The sequence below is a fragment of the Pseudomonas sp. W4I3 genome, assembly GCF_030816195.1.
Taxonomy (GTDB): domain Bacteria; phylum Pseudomonadota; class Gammaproteobacteria; order Pseudomonadales; family Pseudomonadaceae; genus Aquipseudomonas.
Genome location: NZ_JAUSXS010000001.1, coordinates 613,522 through 639,232 on the forward strand (window position 1 = coordinate 613,522; position 25,711 = coordinate 639,232).

The 25,711-nt window shown below is 57.4% G+C and carries 23 protein-coding genes; 3 read left to right on the top strand and 20 right to left on the bottom strand.

Going from position 1 to position 25,711, the window contains the following annotated elements; translation table 11 throughout:
- Positions 1-2: 2 nt before the first annotated feature.
- The 18 genes from QF045_RS02820 to mnmG all read right to left on the bottom strand — a co-directional run bounded on the left by QF045_RS02820 (position 3) and on the right by mnmG (position 18,051).
- On the bottom strand, positions 3-1,082 hold the full coding sequence (locus QF045_RS02820; protein WP_306490972.1) for a SagB/ThcOx family dehydrogenase: 1,080 nt from the start codon (positions 1,080-1,082) through the stop codon (positions 3-5).
- Positions 1,083-1,778: 696 nt separating this feature from the next.
- Positions 1,779-2,138 carry a hypothetical protein gene (locus tag QF045_RS02825; protein WP_306490973.1) on the bottom strand — a complete coding sequence of 120 codons (360 nt, stop codon included), beginning with the start codon at positions 2,136-2,138 and terminating at the stop codon, positions 1,779-1,781.
- An 87-nt stretch (positions 2,139-2,225) separates the two neighbouring features.
- On the bottom strand, positions 2,226-4,058 hold the full coding sequence (glmS, locus tag QF045_RS02830; RefSeq protein WP_306490974.1) for a glutamine--fructose-6-phosphate transaminase (isomerizing): 1,833 nt from the start codon (positions 4,056-4,058) through the stop codon (positions 2,226-2,228).
- 10 nt (positions 4,059-4,068) lie between these two features.
- Positions 4,069-4,836, bottom strand: coding sequence for a DeoR/GlpR family DNA-binding transcription regulator (locus QF045_RS02835; RefSeq protein ID WP_306490975.1), 768 nt, complete (start codon positions 4,834-4,836; stop codon positions 4,069-4,071).
- Positions 4,837-5,064: 228 nt separating this feature from the next.
- Positions 5,065-6,432, bottom strand: coding sequence for a bifunctional UDP-N-acetylglucosamine diphosphorylase/glucosamine-1-phosphate N-acetyltransferase GlmU (glmU, locus tag QF045_RS02840; protein WP_306490976.1), 1,368 nt, complete (start codon positions 6,430-6,432; stop codon positions 5,065-5,067).
- A 124-nt stretch (positions 6,433-6,556) separates the two neighbouring features.
- Positions 6,557-6,973 (bottom strand): F0F1 ATP synthase subunit epsilon, encoded by a 417-nt coding sequence (locus QF045_RS02845; RefSeq protein WP_003177061.1) that lies wholly within the window; start codon positions 6,971-6,973, stop codon positions 6,557-6,559.
- Positions 6,974-7,017: 44 nt separating this feature from the next.
- The gene (atpD, locus tag QF045_RS02850) at positions 7,018-8,394 is read right to left on the bottom strand and encodes a F0F1 ATP synthase subunit beta (RefSeq protein ID WP_032857187.1); all 1,377 of its coding nucleotides are present in this window, start codon (positions 8,392-8,394) and stop codon (positions 7,018-7,020) included.
- A gap of 27 nt (positions 8,395-8,421) precedes the next feature.
- A complete protein-coding gene (gene atpG / locus QF045_RS02855) occupies positions 8,422-9,282 on the bottom strand; it encodes a F0F1 ATP synthase subunit gamma (RefSeq protein ID WP_010207685.1) in 861 nt (286 codons plus the stop codon).
- Positions 9,283-9,332: 50 nt separating this feature from the next.
- Complete coding sequence (gene atpA, locus QF045_RS02860; RefSeq protein WP_003177064.1) at positions 9,333-10,877, bottom strand: F0F1 ATP synthase subunit alpha; 1,545 nt, start codon at positions 10,875-10,877, stop codon at positions 9,333-9,335.
- 21 nt (positions 10,878-10,898) lie between these two features.
- A complete protein-coding gene (locus tag QF045_RS02865; RefSeq protein ID WP_003195833.1) occupies positions 10,899-11,435 on the bottom strand; it encodes a F0F1 ATP synthase subunit delta in 537 nt (178 codons plus the stop codon).
- 12 nt (positions 11,436-11,447) lie between these two features.
- Entirely contained in the window at positions 11,448-11,918 is a 471-nt protein-coding gene (locus tag QF045_RS02870; RefSeq protein WP_003177066.1) for a F0F1 ATP synthase subunit B, read from the bottom strand.
- 56 nt (positions 11,919-11,974) lie between these two features.
- Positions 11,975-12,232: a F0F1 ATP synthase subunit C gene (gene atpE, locus QF045_RS02875; protein ID WP_002555987.1), complete on the bottom strand. Its 258-nt coding sequence runs from the start codon at positions 12,230-12,232 to the stop codon at positions 11,975-11,977.
- A 133-nt stretch (positions 12,233-12,365) separates the two neighbouring features.
- Positions 12,366-13,235 (bottom strand): F0F1 ATP synthase subunit A, encoded by an 870-nt coding sequence (gene atpB, locus QF045_RS02880; protein ID WP_124388887.1) that lies wholly within the window; start codon positions 13,233-13,235, stop codon positions 12,366-12,368.
- 16 nt (positions 13,236-13,251) lie between these two features.
- Positions 13,252-13,659 carry a F0F1 ATP synthase subunit I gene (locus QF045_RS02885; RefSeq protein ID WP_043048220.1) on the bottom strand — a complete coding sequence of 136 codons (408 nt, stop codon included), beginning with the start codon at positions 13,657-13,659 and terminating at the stop codon, positions 13,252-13,254.
- A 160-nt stretch (positions 13,660-13,819) separates the two neighbouring features.
- Positions 13,820-14,692, bottom strand: a complete 873-nt coding sequence (locus QF045_RS02890) for a ParB/RepB/Spo0J family partition protein (protein WP_306490977.1) — start codon at positions 14,690-14,692, stop codon at positions 13,820-13,822.
- Positions 14,693-14,701: 9 nt separating this feature from the next.
- Positions 14,702-15,499, bottom strand: coding sequence for a ParA family protein (locus QF045_RS02895; RefSeq protein ID WP_124388889.1), 798 nt, complete (start codon positions 15,497-15,499; stop codon positions 14,702-14,704).
- An 18-nt stretch (positions 15,500-15,517) separates the two neighbouring features.
- Positions 15,518-16,162: a 16S rRNA (guanine(527)-N(7))-methyltransferase RsmG gene (gene rsmG / locus QF045_RS02900; protein WP_306490978.1), complete on the bottom strand. Its 645-nt coding sequence runs from the start codon at positions 16,160-16,162 to the stop codon at positions 15,518-15,520.
- Positions 16,159-18,051 (bottom strand): tRNA uridine-5-carboxymethylaminomethyl(34) synthesis enzyme MnmG, encoded by a 1,893-nt coding sequence (gene mnmG / locus QF045_RS02905; RefSeq protein WP_306490979.1) that lies wholly within the window; start codon positions 18,049-18,051, stop codon positions 16,159-16,161. Before mnmG ends, rsmG begins: the two co-directional genes overlap by 4 nt.
- A gap of 540 nt (positions 18,052-18,591) precedes the next feature.
- Between mnmG and QF045_RS02910 the strand changes: the two genes are divergently transcribed.
- From QF045_RS02910 to QF045_RS02920, 3 genes are all read left to right on the top strand, one after another.
- Positions 18,592-19,098, top strand: a complete 507-nt coding sequence (locus tag QF045_RS02910; protein WP_306494845.1) for a sigma-70 family RNA polymerase sigma factor — start codon at positions 18,592-18,594, stop codon at positions 19,096-19,098.
- Positions 19,098-20,042, top strand: a complete 945-nt coding sequence (locus QF045_RS02915) for a FecR domain-containing protein (RefSeq protein WP_306490980.1) — start codon at positions 19,098-19,100, stop codon at positions 20,040-20,042. Before QF045_RS02910 ends, QF045_RS02915 begins: the two co-directional genes overlap by 1 nt.
- Before the next feature lie 91 nt (positions 20,043-20,133).
- Entirely contained in the window at positions 20,134-22,566 is a 2,433-nt protein-coding gene (locus tag QF045_RS02920) for a TonB-dependent siderophore receptor (protein WP_306490981.1), read from the top strand.
- 12 nt (positions 22,567-22,578) lie between these two features.
- Here the strand turns inward: QF045_RS02920 and mnmE are convergent, their stop codons facing one another.
- On the bottom strand, positions 22,579-23,949 hold the full coding sequence (gene mnmE, locus QF045_RS02925) for a tRNA uridine-5-carboxymethylaminomethyl(34) synthesis GTPase MnmE (protein ID WP_306490982.1): 1,371 nt from the start codon (positions 23,947-23,949) through the stop codon (positions 22,579-22,581).
- A 79-nt stretch (positions 23,950-24,028) separates the two neighbouring features.
- Complete coding sequence (gene yidC / locus QF045_RS02930; protein WP_306490983.1) at positions 24,029-25,711, bottom strand: membrane protein insertase YidC; 1,683 nt, start codon at positions 25,709-25,711, stop codon at positions 24,029-24,031.

Here is a 25,711-nt window from a genome sequence, read left to right on the forward strand (position 1 = left end):
TATTACCCTCGCTCTCGACTCTCTATCAAGGTCCTGAGTTCCTTGCATTGCACCTGCCCATCGCCATATCCGCCGCCTACGAAGAACAGCGGTTGCTCTGCAGACTCTTCCAAGCCTAATAACAGCTCTACTCGCTCATCACTCAACGCGCCAGTCAACCAGGTAGCCAACCCTAGCGCAGTTGCAACGAGCTGAAAGGTTTGAGAGATATGTCCGGCTTCGACGTAAGCCATGCGGTAGGCACGCGAGTGCTCGTATTTCCACCATAATTTGTCAAAACGTGACGTTATAAACAGTCCCATAGGAAGTTCGTTGATAAAGTGTTGTCCGGCGAGCAGTAATCCTAAAGGCTCGTTGGGAAGCGAGTGAACTTGCCTTAAAGCATGAAGGTCTGGGTGGTAGTAATAGATACCGGGCTCCAGCCCCAATATCCTGGCAGCATAGACGTAGCCTTCGCATGCATTCAGCCCGCCACCGGAAGGGCTGCTGCGTCTCGCCCTGAGTGTTTCAGGAATTGTGTCTTCGGCTCCGGCTTCGCGCTCTTTGAGGTAACCTAAGGACAGATAGAGTAGTGAGCTTAAGTCGTCCAGAGTAACGGCCTGGTCTGAAAATGAACGCGACGTTTTTCGCTCGAACAGAGTCGTTGTAAGGGAGCTAGTTTGTTTTTCCGAGTTGGGAGCAGGTAGCGAGATCAACCCCTCACGGGAGTGATTGGAAAAACGGTCTATCGGTGCTGGGGTATCAAGGACTTGTTCACAGTGATCCAAGTATAGAGAGGCCCACTCGTGAACATCGTTCGGTAGTTGTTCGATGGGTAGATTTTTAGTCCCAATATGAAAAATTTTCGACAGATCGTCCCACCCCCATTCATTCTGGTGGGATATATCCGTCAGCAACAGTCCCGCAGCGAGAAATGCCGCATCTATTTCGCTTGTACTATCGAATCTAGAGGGATCTTCCACAAGTTGTATAAGACGAGTGGAGTAAACCAAGTCAAGTTCAAACTGAGTGTGATTTTTGTAGTCCCAGATGACGATGACGGGTGTGCGAGCCAGCATGAAAACATTTGGATTTATTAGCATTTTTTAACTCTGCACTAGGTTAATGATGAGACTGGGTAGCCGGCACTCCCCAGCTCATCAACTACTCAGCTCAGCAATCAGCGGGATTTGGCCGCTGCAAGGCAAGCCAAGTTAGCGATTTTTTTCGATTCCAAAGAAATAGATTTCATAGGTATTACTCCTAATTTTGAGTGAATGTCACTTTCCTAAGTGACGTTGAAAGGCTAGCCCAAAATAAAAATATGTAAAATTAAAAAATCAATATTAAATGTAAGACATTTCGTTCTAGCGTGTAGGAGATTACCGATTCTATATTCGTGCCCGACGTGCACATCAATCTGCTCTGCCATGACGACTATCTGTTGCTGCCGCCTGAAACTTGACCCAGATGCTCAACCGTTTCTGCTCACTTTTTGAGCAGTAAAACACTGGGGTGATCAGCATGGAAAGGTTTGCCCTCGGCGAGGCGTTTCAATTTGACTAGAGCGAAGAGAGCATGCCAGCCGGTTAACTGGTTGAAATGGCCAAGGTGATTGTAGACCGCTCGCTGGACTGCATTGCTTCAGCAGACGTGAGCGCATAGCGTCGTAGCAGCGCGCTTGCTGGCGAGGGACGTAACGCGCACAGATTGGTGCCAGGTGGCGTTCTCAGGTTTTTCGCGAGCAAGCTCGCTCCTACAGTAAATGCGGTGCAGCCTAACCCTGAACTACGGGCTCTTTAAGCAGTGATCTCGACGTAGTTAGACTCTCCGCCTCCTATCGCTCCCGACAGCCAGCCCCAAACAAAACTCAACGTCGTGCGCCCGGCGTGATCAACGCCAACCGTGCCACGTGACCAGCCAGCAAGCAGTTCTCCTTCTAGGGTCAGGCACTGGTACAGGAGCTCGATGGTATCTGGACCGGTCACTCGTCCGACTTGAGTGCCCAGGCGAATTCGGCCCCCCTGGTAAGTGCTCGAAATCGCGTCATCTTCGACTCGGTAGTGAAATACGGTGCCGGTGCCGGACAGTCCCTGAGCGTTGTCGGCGACCACAAACCGGCGATTGTGCAGACGTACGTAGACAGTAGGATTTTGCATCAGTCGGCATCCTTGAATTGAGCGAATTCAAAACGTAAAAAAAGGGGCTGTTGAAAACAGCCCCTTTTTTGGGTACGTCAGTGAGGCTTACTCCACCGTGACCGACTTCGCCAGGTTGCGCGGCTGGTCGACGTCGGTGCCTTTAAGCACGGCGACATAGTACGACAGCAACTGCAGCGGAATGGTGTAGAGGATCGGCGACAGGGTGTCGTGAATGTGCGGCATGTTGATCACGTGAGTGCCTTCACCGTTGGTCATGCCGGCCTTTTCGTCGGCAAACACGATCAACTGGCCGCCACGGGCGCGTACTTCCTGCAGGTTGGATTTGAGCTTTTCCAGCAGCTCGTTGTTCGGCGCCACGGTGACCACTGGCATGTCGTCATCCACCAGGGCCAACGGGCCGTGTTTCAGCTCGCCGGCAGGGTAGGCTTCGGCGTGGATGTAGGAGATTTCCTTGAGTTTCAGCGAACCTTCCATTGCCACCGGGTACTGAGCGCCACGGCCAAGGAACAGGGTGTGGTTTTTGTCGGCAAACAGCTCGGCGACTTTTTCCACGGTGCTGTCCATGGCCAGGGCTTCACCCAGGCGGGTCGGCAGGCGGCGCAGCTCTTCCACCAGGGTGGCTTCGACGCCTTCGGCCAGGGTGCCGCGCACTTGGCCAAGGGACAAGGTCAGCAGCAACAGGCCGACCAGCTGGGTGGTGAAGGCTTTGGTCGAGGCTACACCGATTTCACGGCCAGCCTGGGTCAGCAGGGTCAGGTCGGATTCACGCACCAGGGAGCTGATGCTCACGTTGCAGATCGCCAGGCTGCCGAGGAAGCCCAGCTCCTTGGCGTTACGCAAAGCGGCCAGGGTGTCGGCGGTTTCGCCGGACTGGGAGATGGTCACGAACAGGGTGTCGGGCTGCACCACCACCTTGCGGTAGCGGAATTCGCTGGCGACTTCGACCTGGCACGGGATGCCGGCCAGTTCTTCCAACCAGTAACGCGCAACCATGCCGGCGTGGTAGCTGGTGCCGCAGGCGACGATTTGCACGTTGCGCACTTTAGCGAAGAGCTCGGCGGCTTGTGGGCCGAAGGCGTTGACCAACACCTGGTTCTGGCTCAGGCGACCTTCCAGGGTGCGCTGCACCACGGACGGCTGCTCGTGGATTTCCTTGAGCATGAAGTGGCGGAACTCGCCTTTGTCAGCGGCTTCGGCACCGTCGCGGTATTGCACGGCTTCGCGCTCGACGGACTGACCGTTCACGTCCCAGATCTGTACGCTTTCACGGCGGATGTCGGCAATGTCGCCTTCTTCCAGGTACATGAAGCGGTCGGTGACCTGGCGCAGGGCGAGTTGGTCGGAGGCGAGGAAGTTTTCCCCCAGGCCCAGGCCAATCACCAACGGGCTGCCACTGCGTGCGGCAACCAGGCGGTCAGGTTGGCTGGCGCTGATCACGGCCAGGCCGTAGGCGCCGTGCAGTTCCTTGACCGTGGCCTTGAGGGCGGTGGTCAGGTCGCTGTGGTCCTTGAGCTTGTGGTTGAGTAGGTGGGCGATGACTTCGGTGTCGGTGTCCGAGGTGAACACATAGCCCAGACCCTTGAGCTGTTCGCGCAGCACTTCGTGGTTTTCGATGATGCCGTTGTGCACCACCGCCAGGTCGCCCGAGAAATGCGGATGAGCGTTGCGCTCGCACGGCGCACCGTGGGTGGCCCAACGAGTGTGGGCGATACCCAGGCGGCCAACCAGCGGCTCGCCGGCCAGGGCCTGGTCCAACTCGCTGACTTTACCCGGACGACGCGTACGCTCCAGCTTGCCAGCGTTGGTGAAGACGGCCACACCGGCGCTGTCGTAGCCACGGTATTCCAGGCGCTTGAGGCCTTCGATCAGGATGGCGGTTACATTACGTTCGGCGACTGCGCCAACAATTCCACACATGGTATTTCTCCTAGATGATTGCCGCGCATATCAGCGTAATGCCGCGGGCTTGGATCTGGTCGCGGGCCTCAAGCGGCAGGCGATCATCGGTGATAAGGGTATGGACGCTGCTCCAAGGCAGTTCCAGGTTGGGAATCTTGCGGCCGATCTTGTCGGATTCGACCATCACCACCACTTCGCGGGCGACTTCGGCCATGACGCGGCTCAGGCCCAACAACTCGTTGAAGGTGGTGGTACCGCGCTGCAAATCGATGCCGTCGGCGCCGATGAACAGTTGATCAAAGTCGTAGGAGCGCAGCACCTGCTCCGCGACCTGGCCCTGGAACGAATCCGAATGCGGGTCCCAGGTGCCGCCGGTCATCAGCAGCACCGGTTCATGCTCCAACTCGCTTAAGGCGCGGGCCACGTTCAGGGAATTGGTCATGACCACCAGGCCGGGCTGGTGGCCCAGCTCAGGAATCATTGCCGCGGTGGTGCTGCCGCTGTCGATGATGATGCGTGCGTGTTCACGCAAGCGCACCACGGCCGCACGGGCGATGGCGCGCTTGTAGGCCGAGACCGGTTGGGCCGCATCGCCCACCAGTTCCTGCGGCATGGTGATTGCGCCACCGTAGCGGCGCAGGAGCAGGCCGTTACTTTCGAGCGCGGCCAAGTCCTTGCGGATGGTGACTTCCGATGTTTCGAAACGCTTGGCCAGTTCATCCACACTGACTTCGCCCTGTTCATTGAGCAAGGTCAGGATATTGTGGCGACGTTGGGGGGTATTTCGTTTCGACATGGTGATGATAAGTTTCGTTTCGAAAGATAACGAAGGCAATCAAAACCCATTGGCGAAAGATCGTCAAGCGGTACACCCCATTTTTTAAGCTGTACACAAACAATTGTGGGAGGGGGCTTGCTCCCGATGGCGGAAGATCAGTCAGCTTTTACGTCGACTGGACCACCGCTATCGGGGGCAAGCCCCCTCCCACATTTGGATACCACCGTTTTTGAAACTGTGGATAACTTAGGTCTTTTTGATTTTGACTGGGCGTTTCCAGCCGTCGATGTTGCGTTGGCGGGCACGGGCGACCGCCAGTTGAGACTTATCCACATCCTGGTTAATGGTCGAGCCGGCCGCGGTGTTGGAACCATCGCCGATAGTGACGGGTGCGACCAGTGAGTTGTTGGAGCCGATGAACACGTCTTCACCAATGGTCGTCTGGTATTTGTTGGCACCATCGTAGTTGCAGGTGATTGCGCCTGCGCCAATGTTGCTGCGGGCACCGATCACCGCATCACCGAGGTAAGCCAGGTGGCCAGCTTTGGCCTCGTCGCCCATGCGTGCGTTTTTCAGTTCAACAAAATTCCCCACGTGTGCCCTGGCGCCCAGCACCGTACCAGGACGCAACCGCGCAAACGGACCGGCATCGCTGCCCTCGCCCATCACCGCGCCGTCGATGTGGGTATTGGCCTTGACCACCACACCTTTGCGCAGGATGCTGTCCTTGATCACGCAATTGGGGCCAATCACCACGTCATCTTCGATGATTACTCGGCCTTCAAGGATCACGTTGATGTCGATCAGCACATCGCGGCCCACGGTCACCTCGCCACGCACATCGAAACGCGCCGGGTCGCGCAAGGTGACGCCCTGGGCCATCAGGCGGCGGCCCTCACGCAGCTGATAGTGACGCTCCAACTCGGCCAGTTGCTTACGGTCGTTGGCGCCCTGCACTTCCATCGGGTCGTGGGGCTGTTCGGTGGCGACCACGAGGCCATCACTGACCGCCATCTCGATGACGTCAGTCAGGTAGTACTCGCCTTGGGCGTTGTTGTTGGACAGACGGCTCATCCAGTCGGCCAGGCGATCGGCAGGCACCGCGAGAATACCGGTGTTGCCTTCGGTGATGGCGCGCTGGACTTCACTGGCGTCCTTGTGTTCGACAATGGCCGCTACCTTGCCCTCGGCGTCACGCACGATGCGTCCGTAGCCGGTGGGGTCGTCCAGCTCAACGGTGAGCAGGCCCATCTGGCCAGGCACCACGTGCTTGAGCAGGCGCTGCAGGGTTTCCACCTCGATCAGCGGCACGTCACCGTACAGGATCAGCACGGTGTCAGCGGTAATGAACGGCACCGCTTGGGCGGTGGCGTGGCCGGTGCCCAGTTGCTTGTCCTGCAATACGAAATTCAAGTCGTCTGCGGCCAGACGCTCGCGGACCACATCGGCACCGTGCCCGATGACGACGTGAATGCGCTGTGGGTCCAGCTGTCGGGCACTGTGGATAACATGGCCCAGCATGGAATTGCCTGCGACCGGGTGCAGCACCTTGGGCAGGGCCGAGCGCATGCGGGTGCCCTGGCCTGCGGCGAGAATTACGATTTCAAGAGACATGAATGGCTACCAATCCTGGGCGGTCCGGCTTCAGACCAAAGAAGTGTTTTGCGAAAAAAAGAAAAAGGGTAGCCGAGGCTACCCTTTTTAATCAATCACGCGTGAAGCGCAACGGCCAGGCCGTTTACTTCTTGCGGATCTGCTGGAGCGTCCGCAGCTGGGCTGCGGCTTCGGCCAGACGGACTGCAGCAGCGCTGTAGTCGAAGTCTGCGCCTTTTTCATTCAGCGCCTTCTCGGCAGCCTTTACGGCTTCCTGAGCGGAGGCTTCATCCAGGTCGCCAGCACGTTGCACAGTGTCGGCAAGTACCTTGACCATGTTCGGCTGAACCTCGAGGAAACCACCAGAGATGTAAAACACCTCCTTTTCCCCGCCTTGCTTGGTCAGAGTGATCGGACCTGGCTTCAAGCTGGTGATCAACGGCGCGTGGCCCATGGCAATACCCAGGTCACCGAGTTCGCCGTGTGCAATCACCATTTCTACCAGACCGGAGAAGATTTCCCCTTCCGCGCTGACGATATCGCAATGGACTGTCATAGCCATCTGATTGCCTCAACCTGATGAGCGCCCGTTTCCGGGCGCCAGGATTACAGTTTCTTGGCTTTCTCGATCGCTTCTTCGATGCCGCCGACCATGTAGAACGCTTGTTCTGGCAGGTGGTCGTAGTCACCGTTGAGGATGCCTTTGAAGCCAGCAATGGTGTCTTTCAGGGAAACGTATTTACCCGAGGCACCGGTGAAGACTTCAGCCACGAAGAACGGCTGCGACAAGAAACGCTGGATCTTACGAGCACGGTTTACCAACTGCTTGTCGGCTTCCGACAGCTCGTCCATACCCAGGATCGCAATGATGTCCTTCAGTTCTTTGTAGCGCTGCAGCACGTACTGAACGCCGCGAGCGGTGTCGTAGTGCTCCTGGCCGATCACGTTCGGGTCCAGCTGACGCGAAGTCGAGTCGAGTGGATCAACCGCTGGGTAGATACCCAGGGAAGCGATGTCACGGGACAGAACGACGGTGGCGTCCAAGTGGGCGAAGGTGGTAGCTGGCGACGGGTCGGTCAAGTCATCCGCAGGTACGTATACCGCTTGGATCGAGGTGATCGAACCTTCCTTGGTCGAAGTGATACGTTCTTGCAGAACGCCCATCTCTTCAGCCAGGGTCGGCTGGTAACCTACTGCAGAAGGCATACGGCCCAGCAGTGCGGATACTTCGGTACCGGCCAGGGTGTAACGGTAGATGTTGTCGACGAACAGCAGAACGTCGTTACCTTCGTCACGGAACTTCTCGGCCATGGTCAGGCCGGTCAGTGCTACGCGCAGACGGTTTCCCGGCGGCTCGTTCATCTGACCGTAAACCAGTGCCACTTTGTCCAGAACGTTGGAGTCCTTCATCTCGTGGTAGAAGTCGTTACCCTCACGAGTACGCTCACCCACACCGGCGAACACGGAATAACCGCTGTGCTCGATGGCGATGTTACGGATCAGTTCCATCATGTTTACGGTCTTGCCTACACCGGCACCACCGAACAGACCGACTTTACCGCCCTTGGCGAACGGGCAAACCAGGTCGATAACCTTGATGCCGGTTTCCAGCAGGTCGTTGCCGCCCGCTTGCTCAGCGAAGGATGGCGCAGGACGGTGAATGCCCCAGCGTTCTTCGGTCGCGATCGGGCCAGCTTCGTCGATTGGGTTGCCCAGTACGTCCATGATCCGGCCCAGGGTCGCTTTACCGACCGGTACGGAGATGGCTGCGCCAGTGTCGACAACGTCCAGACCGCGCTTCAAGCCTTCGGTGGAACCCATCGCAATGGTACGAACTACGCCGTCGCCCAGCTGCTGCTGAACTTCCAGAGTAGTTTCCGCGCCTTGTACTTTCAGCGCGTTGTAGATGCTCGGTACGCTGTCGCGTGGGAATTCCACGTCGATAACGGCGCCGATGATTTGAACGATACGTCCGCTACTCATAGCTGGATCCTCTGAATATTTGAACCGTTAAACCGCGGCAGCGCCGCCGACGATTTCCGAGATCTCTTGGGTGATCGCAGCCTGACGCGCCTTGTTGTAGATCAGCTGCAAATCGCTGATCAGATCACCGGCGTTATCGGTAGCGTTTTTCATCGCGATCATCCGCGCCGCTTGTTCAGCTGCGTTGTTCTCGACCACCGCCTGGTACACCTGCGACTCCACGTAGCGCACCATCAAGCCGTCAAGCAGCTCTTTGGCGTCTGGTTCGTAGAGGTAGTCCCAGTGGTGCTTGAGTTCCTGATCCGGAGTCGCCACCAGTGGGATCAATTGCTCCACGGTTGGCTGCTGGGTCATGGTGTTGATGAACTTGTTGGATACCACGGACAGGCGGTCAATCCGGCCTTCCAGGTACGCATCCAGCATCACCTTCACACTGCCGATCAAATCATTGATCGACGGCTCTTCACCCAGGTGGCTGATAGCTGCAACGACGTTACCGCCGAAGTTACGGAAAAAGGCCGCACCCTTGCTACCCACAACACACAGATCGATCTCGACGCCCTTTTCGCGGTTTACCGCCATGTCCTTGACCAGGGCCTTGAACAGGTTGGTATTCAGACCACCGCACAAACCACGGTCACTGCTCACTACCACATAACCCACACGCTTGACTTCGCGGTCGATCATGAACGGGTGGCGGTATTCCGGGTTGGCGTTGGCCAGATGCCCAATTACCTGGCGGATACGCTCCGCATAAGGACGGCTAGCAGCCATGCGCATTTGTGCCTTGCGCATTTTGCTGACCGCCACTTTTTCCATGGCGCTGGTAATCTTTTGCGTGCTTTTGATGCTCGCAATCTTACTGCGAATCTCTTTTGCGCCTGCCATGTAACACCTATCAGGTTAGCAAGCGGGAGCCTTGCGGCTCCCGCTGCGGCTTACCAGGTTTGGGTGGCCTTGAACTTCTCGATACCGGCTTTCATGCCAGCGTCGATATCGTCATTGAAGTCACCCTTCACGTTGATCTTCGCCATCAGTTCGGCGTGATCGCGGTTGAAGTAAGCAATCAGCGCTTGTTCAAAGCTGCCGACCTTGGCGATTTCAACGTCGGTCAGGAACCCACGCTCAGCGGCATACAGCGACAACGCCATGTCAGCGATCGACATCGGGGCGTATTGCTTCTGCTTCATCAGCTCGGTAACGCGCTGACCATGCTCAAGTTGCTTGCGGGTCGCTTCGTCCAGGTCAGAAGCGAACTGGGCGAATGCCGCCAGTTCACGGTACTGAGCCAGAGCGGTACGGATACCACCGGAGAGCTTCTTGATGATCTTGGTCTGAGCGGCACCACCCACACGGGATACCGAAACACCGGCGTTCACTGCAGGACGGATGCCTGAGTTGAACATGGCCGATTCCAGGAAGATCTGACCGTCGGTGATCGAGATCACGTTGGTCGGAACGAACGCGGAAACGTCGCCAGCCTGGGTTTCGATGATCGGCAGTGCGGTCAGGGAACCGGTTTTGCCGGTCACTGCGCCGTTGGTGAACTTCTCTACGTACTCTTCGGAAACGCGGGATGCACGCTCCAGCAGACGGGAGTGGAGATAGAACACGTCGCCTGGGTAGGCTTCACGGCCTGGTGGACGGCGCAGCAGCAGGGAAATCTGGCGGTAAGCCACTGCTTGCTTGGACAGATCGTCATAAACGATCAGCGCGTCTTCACCGCGGTCGCGGAAGAATTCACCCATGGTGCAACCGGAGTACGGTGCCAGGAATTGCAGCGCAGGAGATTCCGAAGCACTGGCAGCCACGATGATCGTGTTGGCCAGGGCGCCGTTTTCTTCCAGCTTGCGAACCACGTTGGCGATGGTCGATTGCTTCTGACCGATGGCTACGTAGACGCAGAAAATGCCGCTGTTCTTCTGGTTGATGATCGCGTCGATCGCCAGAGCGGTTTTACCGATCTGACGGTCACCGATGATCAGCTCACGCTGGCCACGGCCGACCGGGATCATGGCATCGACAGCCTTGTAGCCAGTCTGTACAGGCTGGTCTACCGACTTACGCCAGATCACGCCTGGAGCAACTTTCTCGACCGCGTCGGTCTCGGTGTTGCCCAGTGGACCTTTGCCGTCAACAGGGTTACCCAGTGCGTCGACTACGCGACCCAGCAGTTCCTTACCCACCGGAACTTCCAGGATGCGGCCTGTGCACTTGGCGCTCATGCCTTCAGCCAGACTGGTGTACGCGCCCAATACAACGGCACCTACGGAGTCTTGCTCCAGGTTGAGGGCCATACCGTAGACGCCGCCCGGAAACTCGATCATCTCGCCGTACATAACGTCGGCCAGACCGTGAATCCGCACGATGCCGTCAGATACGCTGACGACAGTGCCTTCGTTACGGGCTTGGGAGGTCACATCGAGCTTGTCGATGCGGCCCTTGATAATTTCACTTATTTCGGAAGGATTGAGTTGCTGCATTGCTCTGCTGCCCCTTCAAACTCAAGATTTCAATGCTTCGGCAAGTTTCGCGATTTTGCCGCGAATCGAGCCATCGATAACCAGGTCGCCGGCACGGATAACAACACCACCAATCAGGGATGCGTCCTCCGAAGCTTGCAGGCGCACTTCCCGATTGAGTCGTGCACTGAGAACCTTGGCGAGTTTGTCTTGCTGTTCTTGGTTCAATGCAAAAGCACTGGTCACTTCAACGTCTACCGATTTCTCTGCTTCGGCCTTGTACAGGTCGAACAGAGCGGCGATCTCCGGCAATAGCGGGAGACGGTCGTTTTCGGCAATGACGTGAATGAAGTTCTGCACTTTCACATCAAACTTGTCGCCGCACACTTCAATAAAAGTGGCGGCCTTGTCTGCGCTCGTCAGGCGCGGGGCCTTGAGCACGCGCTGCATGGTGTCGTCTTGCGACACTGCTGCAGCCAGGCCGAGCATGGCTGACCAAGAGGCCAGTTGCTGGTGGGCCTGGGCGTGCTCGAAGGCTGCCTTAGCGTAAGGTCGGGCCAACGTGGTCAGTTCTGCCATGATCGCCCTCGCTTAAATTTCAGCAGCCAGTTTGTTAACCAGCTCCGCGTGCGCGTTTTGATCGATTGTGGCACCGAGGATCTTCTCAGCACCGCCGACCGCCAGAGCACCCAGTTGGGCACGCAGCGCGTCTTTGACGCCGTTCAGTTCCTGTTCGATCTCGGCATGAGCCGAAGCCTTCACACGGTCAGCTTCGACGCGGGCTTTTTCAACAGCCTCTTCGACGATCTGGTTACCGCGCTTCTTGGCTTGCTCAATGATCTCAGCTGCCTGTGCTTTAGCTTCGCGCAGTTGATGACCCACTTTCTCTTGGGCCAACTCCAGGTCGCGAGCTGCACGGCTGGCAGCGTCCAAACCATCCGCGATCTTCTTCTGACGTTCGTGCAAAGCCGCGATGACCGGAGGCCACACGAACTTCATGCAAAACACTACAAAAATGAAGAACGCAACGGATTGGCCAATCAGGGTTGCATTAATGTTCACGCCAACACCTCGCTCATTCGTTGTCCATCACCCTAATCACTCGAAAAGTCGAGTGATTAGCCAGCGAGTTGACCAACGAAGGGGTTCGCGAAGGTGAAGAACAGGGCGATACCAACGCCGATCATGGTCACGGCGTCGAGCAGGCCGGCAACGATGAACATTTTAACTTGCAGCATTGGAACCATTTCTGGTTGACGCGCTGCGCCTTCCAGGAATTTGCCGCCCAGCAGGCCGAAACCAATGGCAGTACCCAGGGCGCCCAGGCCGATCAACAGTGCAACAGCGATAGCGGTTAGACCAACTACAGTTTCCATCTTTCCTCCCGACTTTTACGTCGTATGGTTTAGGTTTTTTAGATTTTAAAGCGGTAAAACAAATCGTTTCATAGCCCTGAAGGGCCACCTTCCCGTTTCACCGGGAAGGACATCAGACTAGTCGAGACTGGTCTTAATGGTTCTCTTCGTGCGCCATCGACAGGTAGACGATGGTCAGCATCATGAAGATGAAGGCCTGCAGGGTGATGATCAGGATGTGGAACACAGCCCACGCCCACTGCAGAACGATGCCCAGGCCGCTAAGCCAGAGCAGACCGCTGCCGAACATCACAGCGATCAGAATGAACACCAGCTCGCCGGCATACATGTTGCCGAACAGTCGCAAGGCCAGGGAAATCGGCTTGGCAACCAGGGTCACGAATTCCAGCAGGAAGTTCACCGGGATCAGCAAAGCTTGAACGAAGATGTTCTTGCTGCCGAACGGGTGCAGGGTCAGTTCGCCAATGAAACCGCCGATGCCCTTGACCTTGATGCTGTAGAAAATGATCAACGCGAATACCGACAGGGCCATGCCCAGGGTAGCGTTCGGGTCAGTGGTCGATACGGCACGGAATGGAATGTGCGGATCGCCAGAGATCGCCATGGCCAGCTGAGGAATCCAGTCAACCGGGATCAGGTCGACAGCATTCATCAGGAACACCCAGACGAAGATGGTCAGTGCCAGCGGTGCGATCACCGGGCTGCGGCCATGGAAGCTGTCTTTCACGCTGCCATCGACGAATTCGACCAATACTTCAACGAAGTTCTGCAAAGCACCTGGCTGACCGGACGTCGCCTTCTTTGCCGCCATGCGGAAAATCAGGACAAAGATCAGGCCCAATGCGACCGACCAACCCAGAGTATCCAGGTGGAAAGCCCAGAAGCCCATTTCCTTGGCTTCTGCTGCGGTGTGGGCGAAGCCCCAGCCGCCGTTGGGAAGCTGACCGAAGGTCAGGTTCTGCAAGTGGTGCTGGATATAGCCCGAAGCGGTTGTTTCTGCCATGGTTGCCTCAAACGCCCTAAGGTTTCGAAAGTCTTGTTTTCATTAGCAGGGGAGCGAACCAGCTGACCAGTTGGGTCAGCACGAAGACGCCGAATACAGCCAGCGGCGCCAATGGCTTCACACCTGCAAAGGTCAGTGCGAACAGCACTGCCGTCAAAATCAGTTTCCCCGCCTCGCCGGCATAAAAGGACCGGACGATAGCCTGGGCTGCTCGGGCGCCGGAAAACCGAAAGGCCCTGTGAGCAAAATACATATTGGGTAGCAAGGCTATCAGGCCTCCGCAGAGTCCGGAATATCCGGCTACGACTCCATGCCAATACCAAAGCGCCAATGCGGCGATCAGCAAAATGACAAGTTGAGCCAATAAAACCGGAAAAACGGCCAAGCGATGGAACGGCAACGTGTTTGGCGTGCGGGTTTCCATCACTCTTGCTCCTCAATGGTCGGCTGCCGGAAATCAATAACTTGGCATACTTTGTGCCGACAAAATGCGCGCAGAGTATAGGGGCGGTTCTGCCCCTATTCAACTGCTGGGTAGTGATTTCCGATCACGCGCTACATGAGTAAATGTTTCAGCGATTGTTTCAACGGATGTGGGCAAGGACGCCTTGAAGCTCGTCGAGGGAGTTATAGCCGATGACCAATTGCCCTTTGCCTTTCTTGCCATGGCGGATTTGCACCGCAGAGCCTAGGCGCTCGGCCAGGCGCTGCTCGAGACGGGCGATATCCGGATCAGGTTTGACGGCTTCAACCGGTGCAGGCTTGCCACTCAACCATTGGCGAACCAAGGCTTCGGTCTGACGAACGGTAAGCCCTCGTGCGACAACGTGTCGCGCCCCTTCAACCTGTTGATTTTCCGGCAAACCGAGCAAAGCACGGGCATGACCCATTTCCAGGTCGCCATGGGACAACATGGTCTTGATGACTTCCGGCAGCGCGATCAAGCGCAGCAAGTTGGACACGGTCACGCGGGATTTGCCCACGGCCTCGGCGACTTGTTGCTGGGTCAGCTGGAACTCCTGCTGCAAACGTTGCAGCGCGATCGCTTCCTCGATCGGATTGAGGTCTTCACGTTGAATGTTTTCGATCAACGCCATCGCGATAGCGGTTTCATCCGGCACATCGCGCACCATCGCCGGAATGGTTTCCTTGCCGGCCTGCTGACTGGCGCGCCAGCGGCGCTCGCCGGCGATGATTTCAAAGCGGCCACCGCCGATCGGGCGCACCACGATCGGTTGCATCACGCCCTGGGCCTTGATCGAGTTGGCCAGCTCTTCGAGTGCCTGCGGGTCCATGTCCCGGCGCGGCTGGTACTTGCCGCGCTGGATCAGGTCCAGGGGCAGATGCTGCAGCTCACGTTCATCGGCCTGCACCGCTTGTTCTTCCAGCGAAGTGACGGTCGGACCACTCAGGAGTGCATCCAGTCCACGTCCGAGACCTCGTTTTTTGACGGCCATGGGGATTCCTTAAGTTGGCTGGGCAGCAGCGGTGCGTGAATTGCGACGTTGGCGACGCACCATCTCGCCGGCCAGCGCCAGGTAAGCAATGGCGCCACGGGACGATTTGTCGTAGGCCAGCGCCGGCATGCCGTAGCTTGGCGCTTCGGCCAGGCGAATATTGCGTGGAATCACCGTGTCGTAGAGCTGGTCGCCGAAGTGTTCCTTGAGCTGCGCGGAAACATCGTTCATCAGGCTCAGGCGCGGATCGAACATGGTCCGCAGCAAACCTTCGATCTGCAGCTTCGGGTTGAGCAGTTCGGCGATGCGCTTGATGTTATCCACAAGGTCGCTCAAGCCTTCCAATGCGTAGTACTCGCACTGCATGGGGATAATCACCCCATCGGCGGCCACCAGCGCGTTGAGCGTCAGCATCGACAGTGACGGCGGGCAGTCGATCAGGATGTAGTCGTAGTTCTCACGGATCGGCGCCAGGGCGCTGCGCAGACGGCTTTCTTTCATCTGCATTTCCAGCAACACCACTTCCGCCGCGGTCAGGTCGCGGTTGGCCGGCAGCAGTTGATAACCGCCGTGCTCGGAATAGTGCATGGCCTGGGCCAGGTCGCACTCGCCGATCAGCAAGTCGTAGACCGAGTTTTCCAGGCCGTGTTTATCCACACCGCTACCCATGGTGGCGTTGCCCTGTGGATCGAGATCGATCAACAGCACCCGGCGCTTGGTCGCGACCAGGGATGCTGCGAGGTTGATGCAGGTGGTGGTTTTGCCCACGCCACCTTTCTGGTTCGCAATCGCGAATACCTTAGCCATTCTTGCTTGTGTTCCCAATCATGCCGTGCGGCGCAGTATCAGCAGATGGCGTTGGCCTTGGCAACCGGGTACGGCCAAGGCGTGTTCGCTATCGAGGTGGAAGTCTGCCGGCAATGCTAACAGCTCGTCGCTTGGATGGACGCCCTTCATTGCCAGCCAGCGGGTGTCGCGGTCGCCCAGGTGGCGTGTCCAGTTGCTGAAGTTCTCCATGCTGCTGAACGCCCGGGAAACAATTCCGTTGAAGGGCTGCTCAGGCGTAAAGCTTTCGACGCGACTGTGGATAACGTGCAGGTTGTCCAGCTTGAGTTCGAGTTTGACCTGGGTCAGGAAGCGGGTTTTCTTGCCGTTGCTGTCCAGGCAAGTGACCTGCGATTCTGGGAACAGGATGGCGAGTGGAATGCCAGGCATGCCGCCGCCACTGCCGACGTCCAGCCAGCGACCGTTCTCGATAAACGGCATCACGCTCAAGCTGTCGAGCAAATGGCGCGAAACCATTTCGTCCGGATCGCGCACTGCCGTCAGGTTGTAAGCCTTGTTCCACTTGATCAACAGGGCCAGGTAGCCCATCAGCAAGGCGTGCTGGGCTTCGGTCAGGTCGACGCCCAACTGGCGTGCACCTGTGGATAACTCTTCGGCGTGTTGCGAGGTGACCAACGAACTCAAGCGCTTTGCTCCAACTGACGGCCCGCGCCGCGTTTTTTCAAATGAATCATCAACAGCGAAATAGCTGCCGGAGTGACACCCGGTATACGCGAAGCCTGGCCTAGCGTTTCCGGCCGAGTTATCCCCAGCTTGCTCTGAATTTCCTTCGACAGCCCGGAAATCCCGGTGTAGTCGATATCCACAGGCAGCTTGGTATCTTCACTGGCGCGCAGGCGAGCGATCTCGTCCTGCTGACGGTCGATGTAACCGGCGTACTTGGTCTTGATTTCGACCTGCTCGGCGACTTGCGGATCTTCCGCACCACCACCGGACACTTCGACCAGGCCGGCGTAGTCAATTTCCGGACGGGAGAGCAAGTTCAGCAAGTTGTATTCGTGAGTCAGCGGCGTGCCGAATTTTTCGGCGATCGCATCACCCTGCTCTGTGCCAGGGCGGACCCAGGTGCTTTTCAGGCGCTGCTCTTCGAGCGTGATGCTCTCGCGTTTTTTGCAGAAGGCCGCCCAGCGGGCGTCATCGACCAATCCCAGCTCGCGACCTTTTTCGGTCAAGCGCAGATCGGCATTGTCTTCGCGCAGGATCAGACGGTATTCCGCCCTCGACGTGAACATCCGGTACGGTTCCTGGGTACCCAGGGTGATCAGGTCGTCGACCAATACGCCGATGTATGCCTCATCGCGACGCGGGCACCAGCTGTCTTTGCCCTGTGCACGCAATGCCGCGTTGGTACCGGCCAGCAAACCTTGGGCGCCGGCTTCTTCGTACCCGGTGGTGCCGTTGATTTGCCCGGCGAAGAAAAGACCGCCGATCACTTTGGTTTCCAGGCTGTACTTCAGGTCGCGTGGATCGAAGTAGTCGTACTCGATGGCGTAGCCAGGGCGGACGATATGCGCATTTTCCATGCCGCGAATCGACTGCACGATCTGGATTTGCACGTCGAACGGCAGGGAAGTGGAAATCCCGTTCGGGTACAGCTCATGGGTCGTCAAACCTTCGGGCTCGATGAAGACCTGATGGCTTTCCTTGTCGGCAAAGCGATGGATCTTGTCTTCAATCGACGGGCAATAACGCGGGCCGATGCCTTCGATTACCCCGGAATACATCGGCGAACGGTCGAGGTTCGCGGCGATGATTTCGTGGGTGCGGGCATTGGTATGCGTGATCCAGCAACTGACCTGTTTAGGATGCTGTTCCTTGGAGCCCATGAACGACATGACCGGGATCGGTGTATCGCCGGCTTGTTCGGTCATGACCGAGAAATCCACAGAACGCCCGTCAATTCGCGGCGGGGTTCCGGTTTTCAAGCGGCCGACACGCAGTGGCAACTCACGCAGCCGTTTTGCCAAGGCAATCGAGGGCGGATCACCAGCGCGACCACCGGAGTAGTTCTGCATGCCGATGTGGATAAGTCCGCCAAGAAAGGTACCAGTGGTCAACACCACGGATTCTGCGAAGAAACGCAGACCCATTTGCGTGACAACACCGCGCACCTGGTCTTGCTCGACAATCAGGTCGTCCGCTGCCTGTTGAAATATCCACAGGTTCGGCTGGTTTTCCAGGGTTTCGCGCACCGCGGCCTTGTACAGGATGCGGTCAGCTTGTGCCCGAGTGGCGCGTACGGCCGGACCTTTACGGCTGTTGAGCACACGAAATTGAATACCACCTTTGTCGGTAGCCATGGCCATCACGCCGCCAAGGGCATCGATTTCCTTGACGAGATGGCTTTTGCCGATACCACCGATGGCAGGGTTGCAACTCATGGCACCGAGGGTTTCCACGTTATGCGTCAGCAACAGGGTTTTTACGCCCATGCGTGCTGACGCCAGTGCTGCCTCGGTACCGGCATGACCGCCGCCGATGACGATCACTTCAAAACGGGAAGGGAAATCCACCACGCACCTCGTGCCTGCTTATGTAGGTAATCAGGAATTGTTTGTTGAAAGAGTTTTAGAGCTTTGGCGGCAAGTATAGGGACTTAGCCCTTCCTAAAGAACCCTTTGCACAAGATTTAACCAGCTGTGGATGAATCAGGGACAATAGAAATTAAAAGAGAGAAATTTATTAAATCTTTGTTTTTATGTTTATTTATACTGAGCTTACTTTCTGTGGATAGATTGCTACAGGCCTTCATCTACGTAGTGTACAGAGATTCAAAAGTCTGTGGCCATGTAGCAATGAGCGGCTTGGATAAGTGCATTAAGCCTGTGGATTAAAGCGATGGTTATCCACAGGGCGGGTTTTACTCAGGTTTCAGGCGTGGTTATCAACCGGGCACAAGGAGGGTTATTCACAGGGCTTAACCTCGGAAAAAAAGCTGAATCAAGGTCCAACGACCGATGGAATCGATGCTGATTCGTCCTCAAGACATCTATTGTGGGAATACACGCGGGCAGTTAATAATAGCGATTATCATTAACTCACTTGTCGCGCCTATGTCCCCTCCTTCCCACACGGCAGCTGTGCAGCGCATCTACGAGCAACACCATTCGTGGCTGCAAGGGTGGCTCAAAGGCAAATTGCATGACGCCTGCGATGCGGCCGATGTAGCCCACGATACGTTCGTGCGTATTCTGAGTGGACGGAATGCCGTGCAGATTCTCGAACCACGGGATTACCTGGCGACTATCGCGAGGGGTCTTGTGATTGATCGCTATCGCCGGCATGCCATTGAGCAGGCTTATAAACAAACCCTGGCTGAGCGTCCTGAAGCCATTGCCATCAGTGAAGAGGACAAGGCGATCATCATTGAAACCCTGGTGGCTGTGGATAAGGCGCTGTCTGGTTTGGGTGAACGAGCACGCCGGATCTTCATGCTGTCGCAAATCGAAGGCCTGACTTATCAACAGATCGCCGATCAATTGCAGGTGTCGTTGACCACTGTGAAGAAACACATGATTCGCACTTTGACCGAGTGTTCACTGATCATGGCCAGTCTTTAATGTCGGCGCCCGATCGTAAGACATTCGAGGCGGCTGCCAGTTGGTACGTGCAGTTCCAGGCACAATCGCCGACGCCCGCCGAGCGTCGGGCCTGGCAACAATGGCTCAATGGAGACCCTGCCCATCAGGCTGCCTGGAACCAACTGGAGCAGCTTCAGCGCAGCCTCGGCGCCCTGCCCCAGGACTTCACACGCCGCGCACTGACCGCCACGCAACAACGCCGCCAAGTGCTCAAGTGGATGCTGGTACTCGGCGGCACCGGGTATCTGGGCTGGAATATTCAACAACAGACGTCCTTGGGTAACGTATGGGCGGATTACCGGACGCCTGTGGGTAAACGACGACGAGTCGAACTGGTCGATGGCACGCAGGTTGATCTCAATACCAATACGGCCATTGATGTGGTGTTCGACGCGCGCGAGCGCTTGATCCGGCTGCGCGAGGGTGAGGTACTTATCCACAGCGGCAAGCGGGGCGGGCAAAGACCCTTGTATGTAGAGACTCGTCACGGTCGCGTCGAGGCGCTGGGCACTCGGTTTACGGTGCGTCAATTCGCGGATTCCACTCGAGTGGGTGTTCTGGAAGACCGGGTCAAACTGTCCCCGGTTGATGAGCCGGACCACAACCGAACGCTTGGTGCCGGCGAAAGCGCGGATTTTGATCGACGCCACATAAGCGTTACCCAGCGTTATGGCGGCACACAAGCGGCCTGGGTCGACGGCCAATTAGTCGTGCTCGACGCCAGACTGGGCGACGTCATCAATGAATTGGCGCGCTATCGACCGGGCTTGCTGCAATGTGACCAAGCCTCGGCTCGCCTGCGTGTTTCAGGCGCGTTCCGGCTGGATGCCACTGATGCGGTACTGGCCAACCTGCAAGCAACCCTGCCGATCCAGGTGAACTACTTCACGCGCTATTGGGTGTCGGTGAAACGAATCGGTTGAGTGCAAAAATATAATCACAGGGGGTTATCTTTTTTTGGCCTGGTTCGGCCCTGCAGGTAATCACGACGCTACCTTCAGGGCTTACCGACCTATGTGCCTTCCCTCCAAGCTACGCCAGCGGCTTTCCTGTCATGCCATCAGCTACGCATTGCTGCTAACCACCACGGGCGGTGCGTTGTTATCCCCAACTGCCATGGCCGCCAGCACGACGCAACACTATGCTATCGCTCCCGGCCCACTGGACAGAGCGCTAAGCCAGTTTGCCGCCAGGGCCAACGTGATTCTGTCCTTCTCGCCCGAGCAGACTTCGCGCCTGACCACGCCCGGATTGGACGGCGATTATTCGGTGGATCAAGGTTTCGTGCTGTTGCTACGAGACTCTGGTTTGCAAGCAGTTGCCCAGGCGCCCGGCAGCTATGGTTTGCAAGCCGTGCCCACGGGGCCGCTCACCCTGGCACCGACAACCGTGAGTGCCTATCAACAGACGGGATTGAGTCAGGACAGTGCTGGGGACGTAGGCTACAAAGCGCAGAACAGCCGCATTGGCACCAAGACCAGCACGCCACTGTCAGAGACGCCTCGTTCCGTATCGGTGGTGACCGGGCAGCGTATCAAGGACCAGAAATCGCAGACACTGACCGAAGTACTGGGCTATGTGCCCGGCATTTTCGCGCCGCCTTTTGCCGCGGGTGACGGGCTGGCAGGCGATCTCTTTTTCATTCGAGGCTTCAACGCTACGGACTACGGCTACGGTCTGCTCAGAGACGGACTACGCGTGCAAGGCAATCGGTACGACACCACCAGTGAGCCGTATGGCCTGGAGCGCGTCGAAGTGTTCCGCGGTCCGTCTTCGCTGCTCTACGGTGAAAACGCCCCGGGCGGTTTGGTCAATCTGGTCAGCAAACACCCAACCGCCAATCCACAGGGCGAGGTGCAATTGGGGTATGGCTCAAACAACCGACGCCAACTCGGTGTGGATATCTCAGGGCCGCTCAATGACAGTGACAACGTCCTCGGCCGCCTGGTGATGCTTGGCCGCAAATCCGATACCCAGACCGACCACGTACCGGATGATCGTGTTTACATCGCGCCCTCTCTCACCCTGAATTTCGACGATTACAACACCCTGACCCTGTTGGCCAACTACCAGAAAGACCACACTAACCTGGAGCTCGGCCTGCCGGCTGCAGGCACGCTGCTCAGCAATCCCAACGGTAAACTGTCCAAGCACACCATGCTCGGCGATCCGGATTGGAATACTTTCGAGCGCGAATCCTGGAGCACCGGCTACGAGTTCAGCCACAGCTTCAACGACGATTGGCAGTTCCGCCAGAATTCGCGATACATGCAGTCACGCATCAACCGCCATGAAACCTGGCCGAGCGCGCTGAACAACCGCGGCTTCGGCACCCAACTCAACATGACCGCCTACGATCGCTACAACAAGTCGATGGTCTATTCCCTGGATAACCAGCTCGAAGGCAAATTCCAGATTGGCGGCCTGGAAAATACGGTGCTGTTCGGCGCCAGCTACGACCGCACCTCGTTCAGCCAGGACTGGGATGCGGGTTTCGCCGGTACCATCAATGTGTATAACCCGGTGTACCTGCGGGACCCGCTCACGCCAATCGCCGTGCAGAACACCTTGCTTGAGCAGCAGATGAAAGGCGTTTACGCCCAGATCCAGAGCAAGTACGACCACTGGCTGTTCTTGCTCGGTGGCCGACAGGACTGGGTCGACAGCGATTTTCGCGACAAGGTGAACAAGGCCAGCGACATCAGCACCGACGACCGCAAGTTCACCTACCAAGGCGGCGTGATGTACCAGTTCGACAACGGCGTGACGCCGTATGTCAGCTATTCCACCGCGTTCGTCCCGGTACAGCAGATCTCCAACGCCGGCTCGCCGCTGAAGCCGATCACCAGCAGCCAATATGAAGTGGGTGTGAAGTACGAGCCAATCGGTTGGGACACCGCCATGACGCTGTCGGTGTACGACTTGCGCAAACAGGACGATACCTACCTGGACGCCACCACCAACAGCTATCGCCAGGTAGGTGAGAGTCGGGCCAAAGGCGTGGAAGTGGAAGTGAACAGCAACCTTACGCCGAACCTGAATGTGACGGCGGCTTACACCTACACCGACGCACGCATTACCAAGGATTCCGCCACTTCCTTGGTTGAAGGGCACCAGATGACCGGCGTCCCGCGCAACCAAGCGTCGGTGTGGAGCAAGTATCGCTTCCTCGACGGACAACTCAAGGGCCTGTCCGTGGGCGGCGGCGTGCGTTATTTCGACAGCACCTTCTCCTACACGGCACCTACGCTGTACGGGAAGTTGGATGCCGGCAGTGTCACGTTGGTAGACGCATCGGTGGGCTATCAGATCGACCCGCACTGGTCGGTGGATGTGAACGCCAAGAACCTGTTCGACAAGGAATATGTGTCCGGTTGCAACGATGCGGGGCGCTGCTATTGGGGTGACAGCCGTACCTTGCTGGGTACGGTGTCGTACAACTGGTAACGAACAGCCTGGCTATTTGCCGATGCAGAAGCTGGAAAAGATTCGCCCCAGCAAATCATCGGAGCTGAAGGCACCGGTAATCTCACCCAACAGCTGCTGCGCCTGACGCAAGTCTTCGGCCAGCAGCTCCCCTGCGCCCGCCAGGGTCAGCTGTGCCCGCCCATGCTCCAGCGCTGCGCTGGCGTGGCGAAGCGCCTCCAGATGCCTGCGACGCGCACTGAAGCTGCTTTCTGAGGTTTGCTCATAGCCCATGCAGGCCTTCAGATGGTCACGTAGCAACTCCAGGCCATCCCCTGCCGATTTGGCACTGAGGCTGATAGTCACGTGGCCATCCTCGCTGGTTTCCATGGCGATGGCTTCACCTGTCAGGTCGGCCTTGTTACGGATCAAGGTGACTTTGGCCGGGTCTGGTCGCCGTTCGAGGAATTCGGGCCACAACGCGAAAGGGTCCACAGCCTCGGGGGCGGTTGCGTCCACCACCAACAACACTCGATCTGCTTCGCCGATGGCTTTGAGCGCGCGCTCCACGCCGATCTTCTCCACCTGGTCGTCGGTATCGCGCAACCCCGCTGTATCAACGACGTGCAACGGCATGCCGTCGATGTGGATATGTTCGCGCAGAATATCGCGAGTGGTGCCGGCAATTTCAGTAACGATCGCCGCTTCGCGCCCCGCCAAAGCATTAAGCAGGCTGGATTTACCGGCGTTGGGACGTCCCGCAATCACCACGGTCATGCCATCGCGCAACAATGCGCCCTGCCCGGCTTCTCGCAGCACTGTGGATAACTCCTCACGGACTTTATCCAGCATTGCCAGGACGTGGCCATCGGCCAAAAAGTCGATTTCCTCTTCCGGAAAATCAATGGCTGCCTCGACGTAGATGCGCAGGCTGATCAACTGCTCAGTCAAGTTATGCACACGCAAGGAAAAAGCCCCCTGCAACGAACGCAACGCGTTGCGCGCAGCTTGTGCAGAACTCGCTTCGATCAGGTCGGCAATGGCTTCGGCCTGGGCCAGGTCGAGCTTGTCGTTGAGGAATGCCCGCTCGCTGAACTCGCCCGGCCGGGCCAGGCGGCAGCCCAACTGCAGGCAACGCTGCAGCAGCATATCCAGCACCACCGGACCACCATGTCCCTGCAGTTCAAGGACATCTTCACCGGTGAAAGAGTTAGGTCCCGGGAAGTACAGGGCCAAGCCCTCGTCCAACACGCTGTCATCCGCATCGAGAAACGCGCCGTAATGGGCATACCTCGGTTTCAGGTCGCGCCCGCTGATCGCTTTGGCGGCCACGCTCGCGAGCGGCCCGGAAATTCGAACGATACCGACACCGCCGCGACCTTGAGCGGTGGCGACAGCAGCGATGGTTTCACGAGGAGCGCTCATCAGCATGTTCCAGAATTAAAATGTCGGAAAGCAAAACGCCCCACTAGGGGGCGTCTTGAGTGGTTATCCACAGAGTAAATTACGCCTCGGCTTTTTTGGTAGCCGCTTCGATTTTACGTGTGATGTACCACTGTTGGGAGATCGACAACACGTTGTTGACTACCCAGTACAGCACCAGGCCCGCTGGGAACCACAGGAAGAAGAAGGTGAAGATGATTGGCATCATTTTCATCACCTTGGCCTGCATCGGATCCGGCGGAGTCGGGTTCAGGCGCTGCTGGATGAACATGGTCGCGCCCATGATGATCGGCAGGATAAAGAACGGGTCTTTGATCGACAGGTCAGTTATCCACAGCATGAACGGCGCCTGGCGCATTTCCACGCTTTCCAGGAGAACCCAGTAAAGCGACAGGAACACCGGCATCTGCACCAGAATCGGCAAGCAACCGCCCAACGGGTTGATCTTCTCTTTCTTGTACAGCTCCATCATGGCCTGCGACATTTTCTGCCGGTCGTCACCATGTTGCTCTTTCAGCGCAGCCAGTTTCGGCGCGACGGCACGCATGCGCGCCATCGACTTGTAGCTGGCGGCTGACAGTGGGAAGAAGATCCCCTTGATCAGCATGGTCAGGAAGATGATCGAGAAGCCCCAGTTACCCACAATGCTGTGGATATGTTGCAGCAGCCAGAAAATCGGCTGGGCAATGAACCACAGGAAGCCGTAGTCCACAGTCAGTTCCAGACCTGGGGACAACTCCTTCAGCACGGCCTGGCTTTTCGGGCCGGCGTACAGGGTAGCGCTGGTTTCAGCCTTGGCGCCTGGTGCGACGGTCAGCGCCGGGCCAGTAAAGCCAATGATGTAGTTGCCCTGGCTGTCCTTGCGGGTTTGAACCAGGTTCGCGTCACCCTTGTTCGGGATCCACGCGGTCACGAAGTAGTGCTGCAGCCAGGCTACCCAGCCACCTTGAACGGTTTCCTTCAACGCGCCCTTGTCGATGTCTTTCATCGACACTTTTTTGTACGGCTCGTTACTTGTCCACAGGGCGGCGCCCAGGTAAGTCGCGGTGCCGGTGGCGGTGCTGGAGGAAGGATCGGAGCTGGCGTCACGCTTGAGCTGGGCAAACAGGTTGCCGCTCCAGGCTTTATCGCTGGTGTTGTCGATCAGGTAAGTCACCTTCAAATCGTACAAACCACGGGTGAAGCTGAAACGCTTGATGTAATTGACGCCGTCGAGGCTGAATTTCAGGTCGACGTTCAACTGGTTCTGGCCATCAGCCAGTTGATAAGTCTTCTGTTCGGTCGAATAAATCGGACGACCGGTAGCACGTGCATCCGGACCGTTAGTGCCGGTCAGGCCGCTTTGTGCCAGATAAGTACGTTCACCGCCGTTATCGAACAGCTGGAACGGAACATCCGGGTGGTCTTGGCGACGTGGATAAAGCGGCAGCTTCAGCTGTGCGATATCACCACCCTGTGGGTCGATAGCCAGGTCGAGCACATCCGTTTTCACGTGGATGAGATCTTTGTTGGTGACCACTGGCGTTTCTAACGGGGCACTTGTCTCGCCATTCGCGCTGGGAACATCGGCACTCGCGGACGCATTGTTACCCAGCGGGGTGTCCGGAATAGCCGGCGCAGCCTGATTGGTAGCAACATTCTGAGTCGGCAGGGCAGCCTGGCCGTAGTCTTGGTTCCATTTCAGGACCATGACGTAGGACACGATTGCCAGGGCGACGATCAGGATCGTGCGTTTAATATCCAT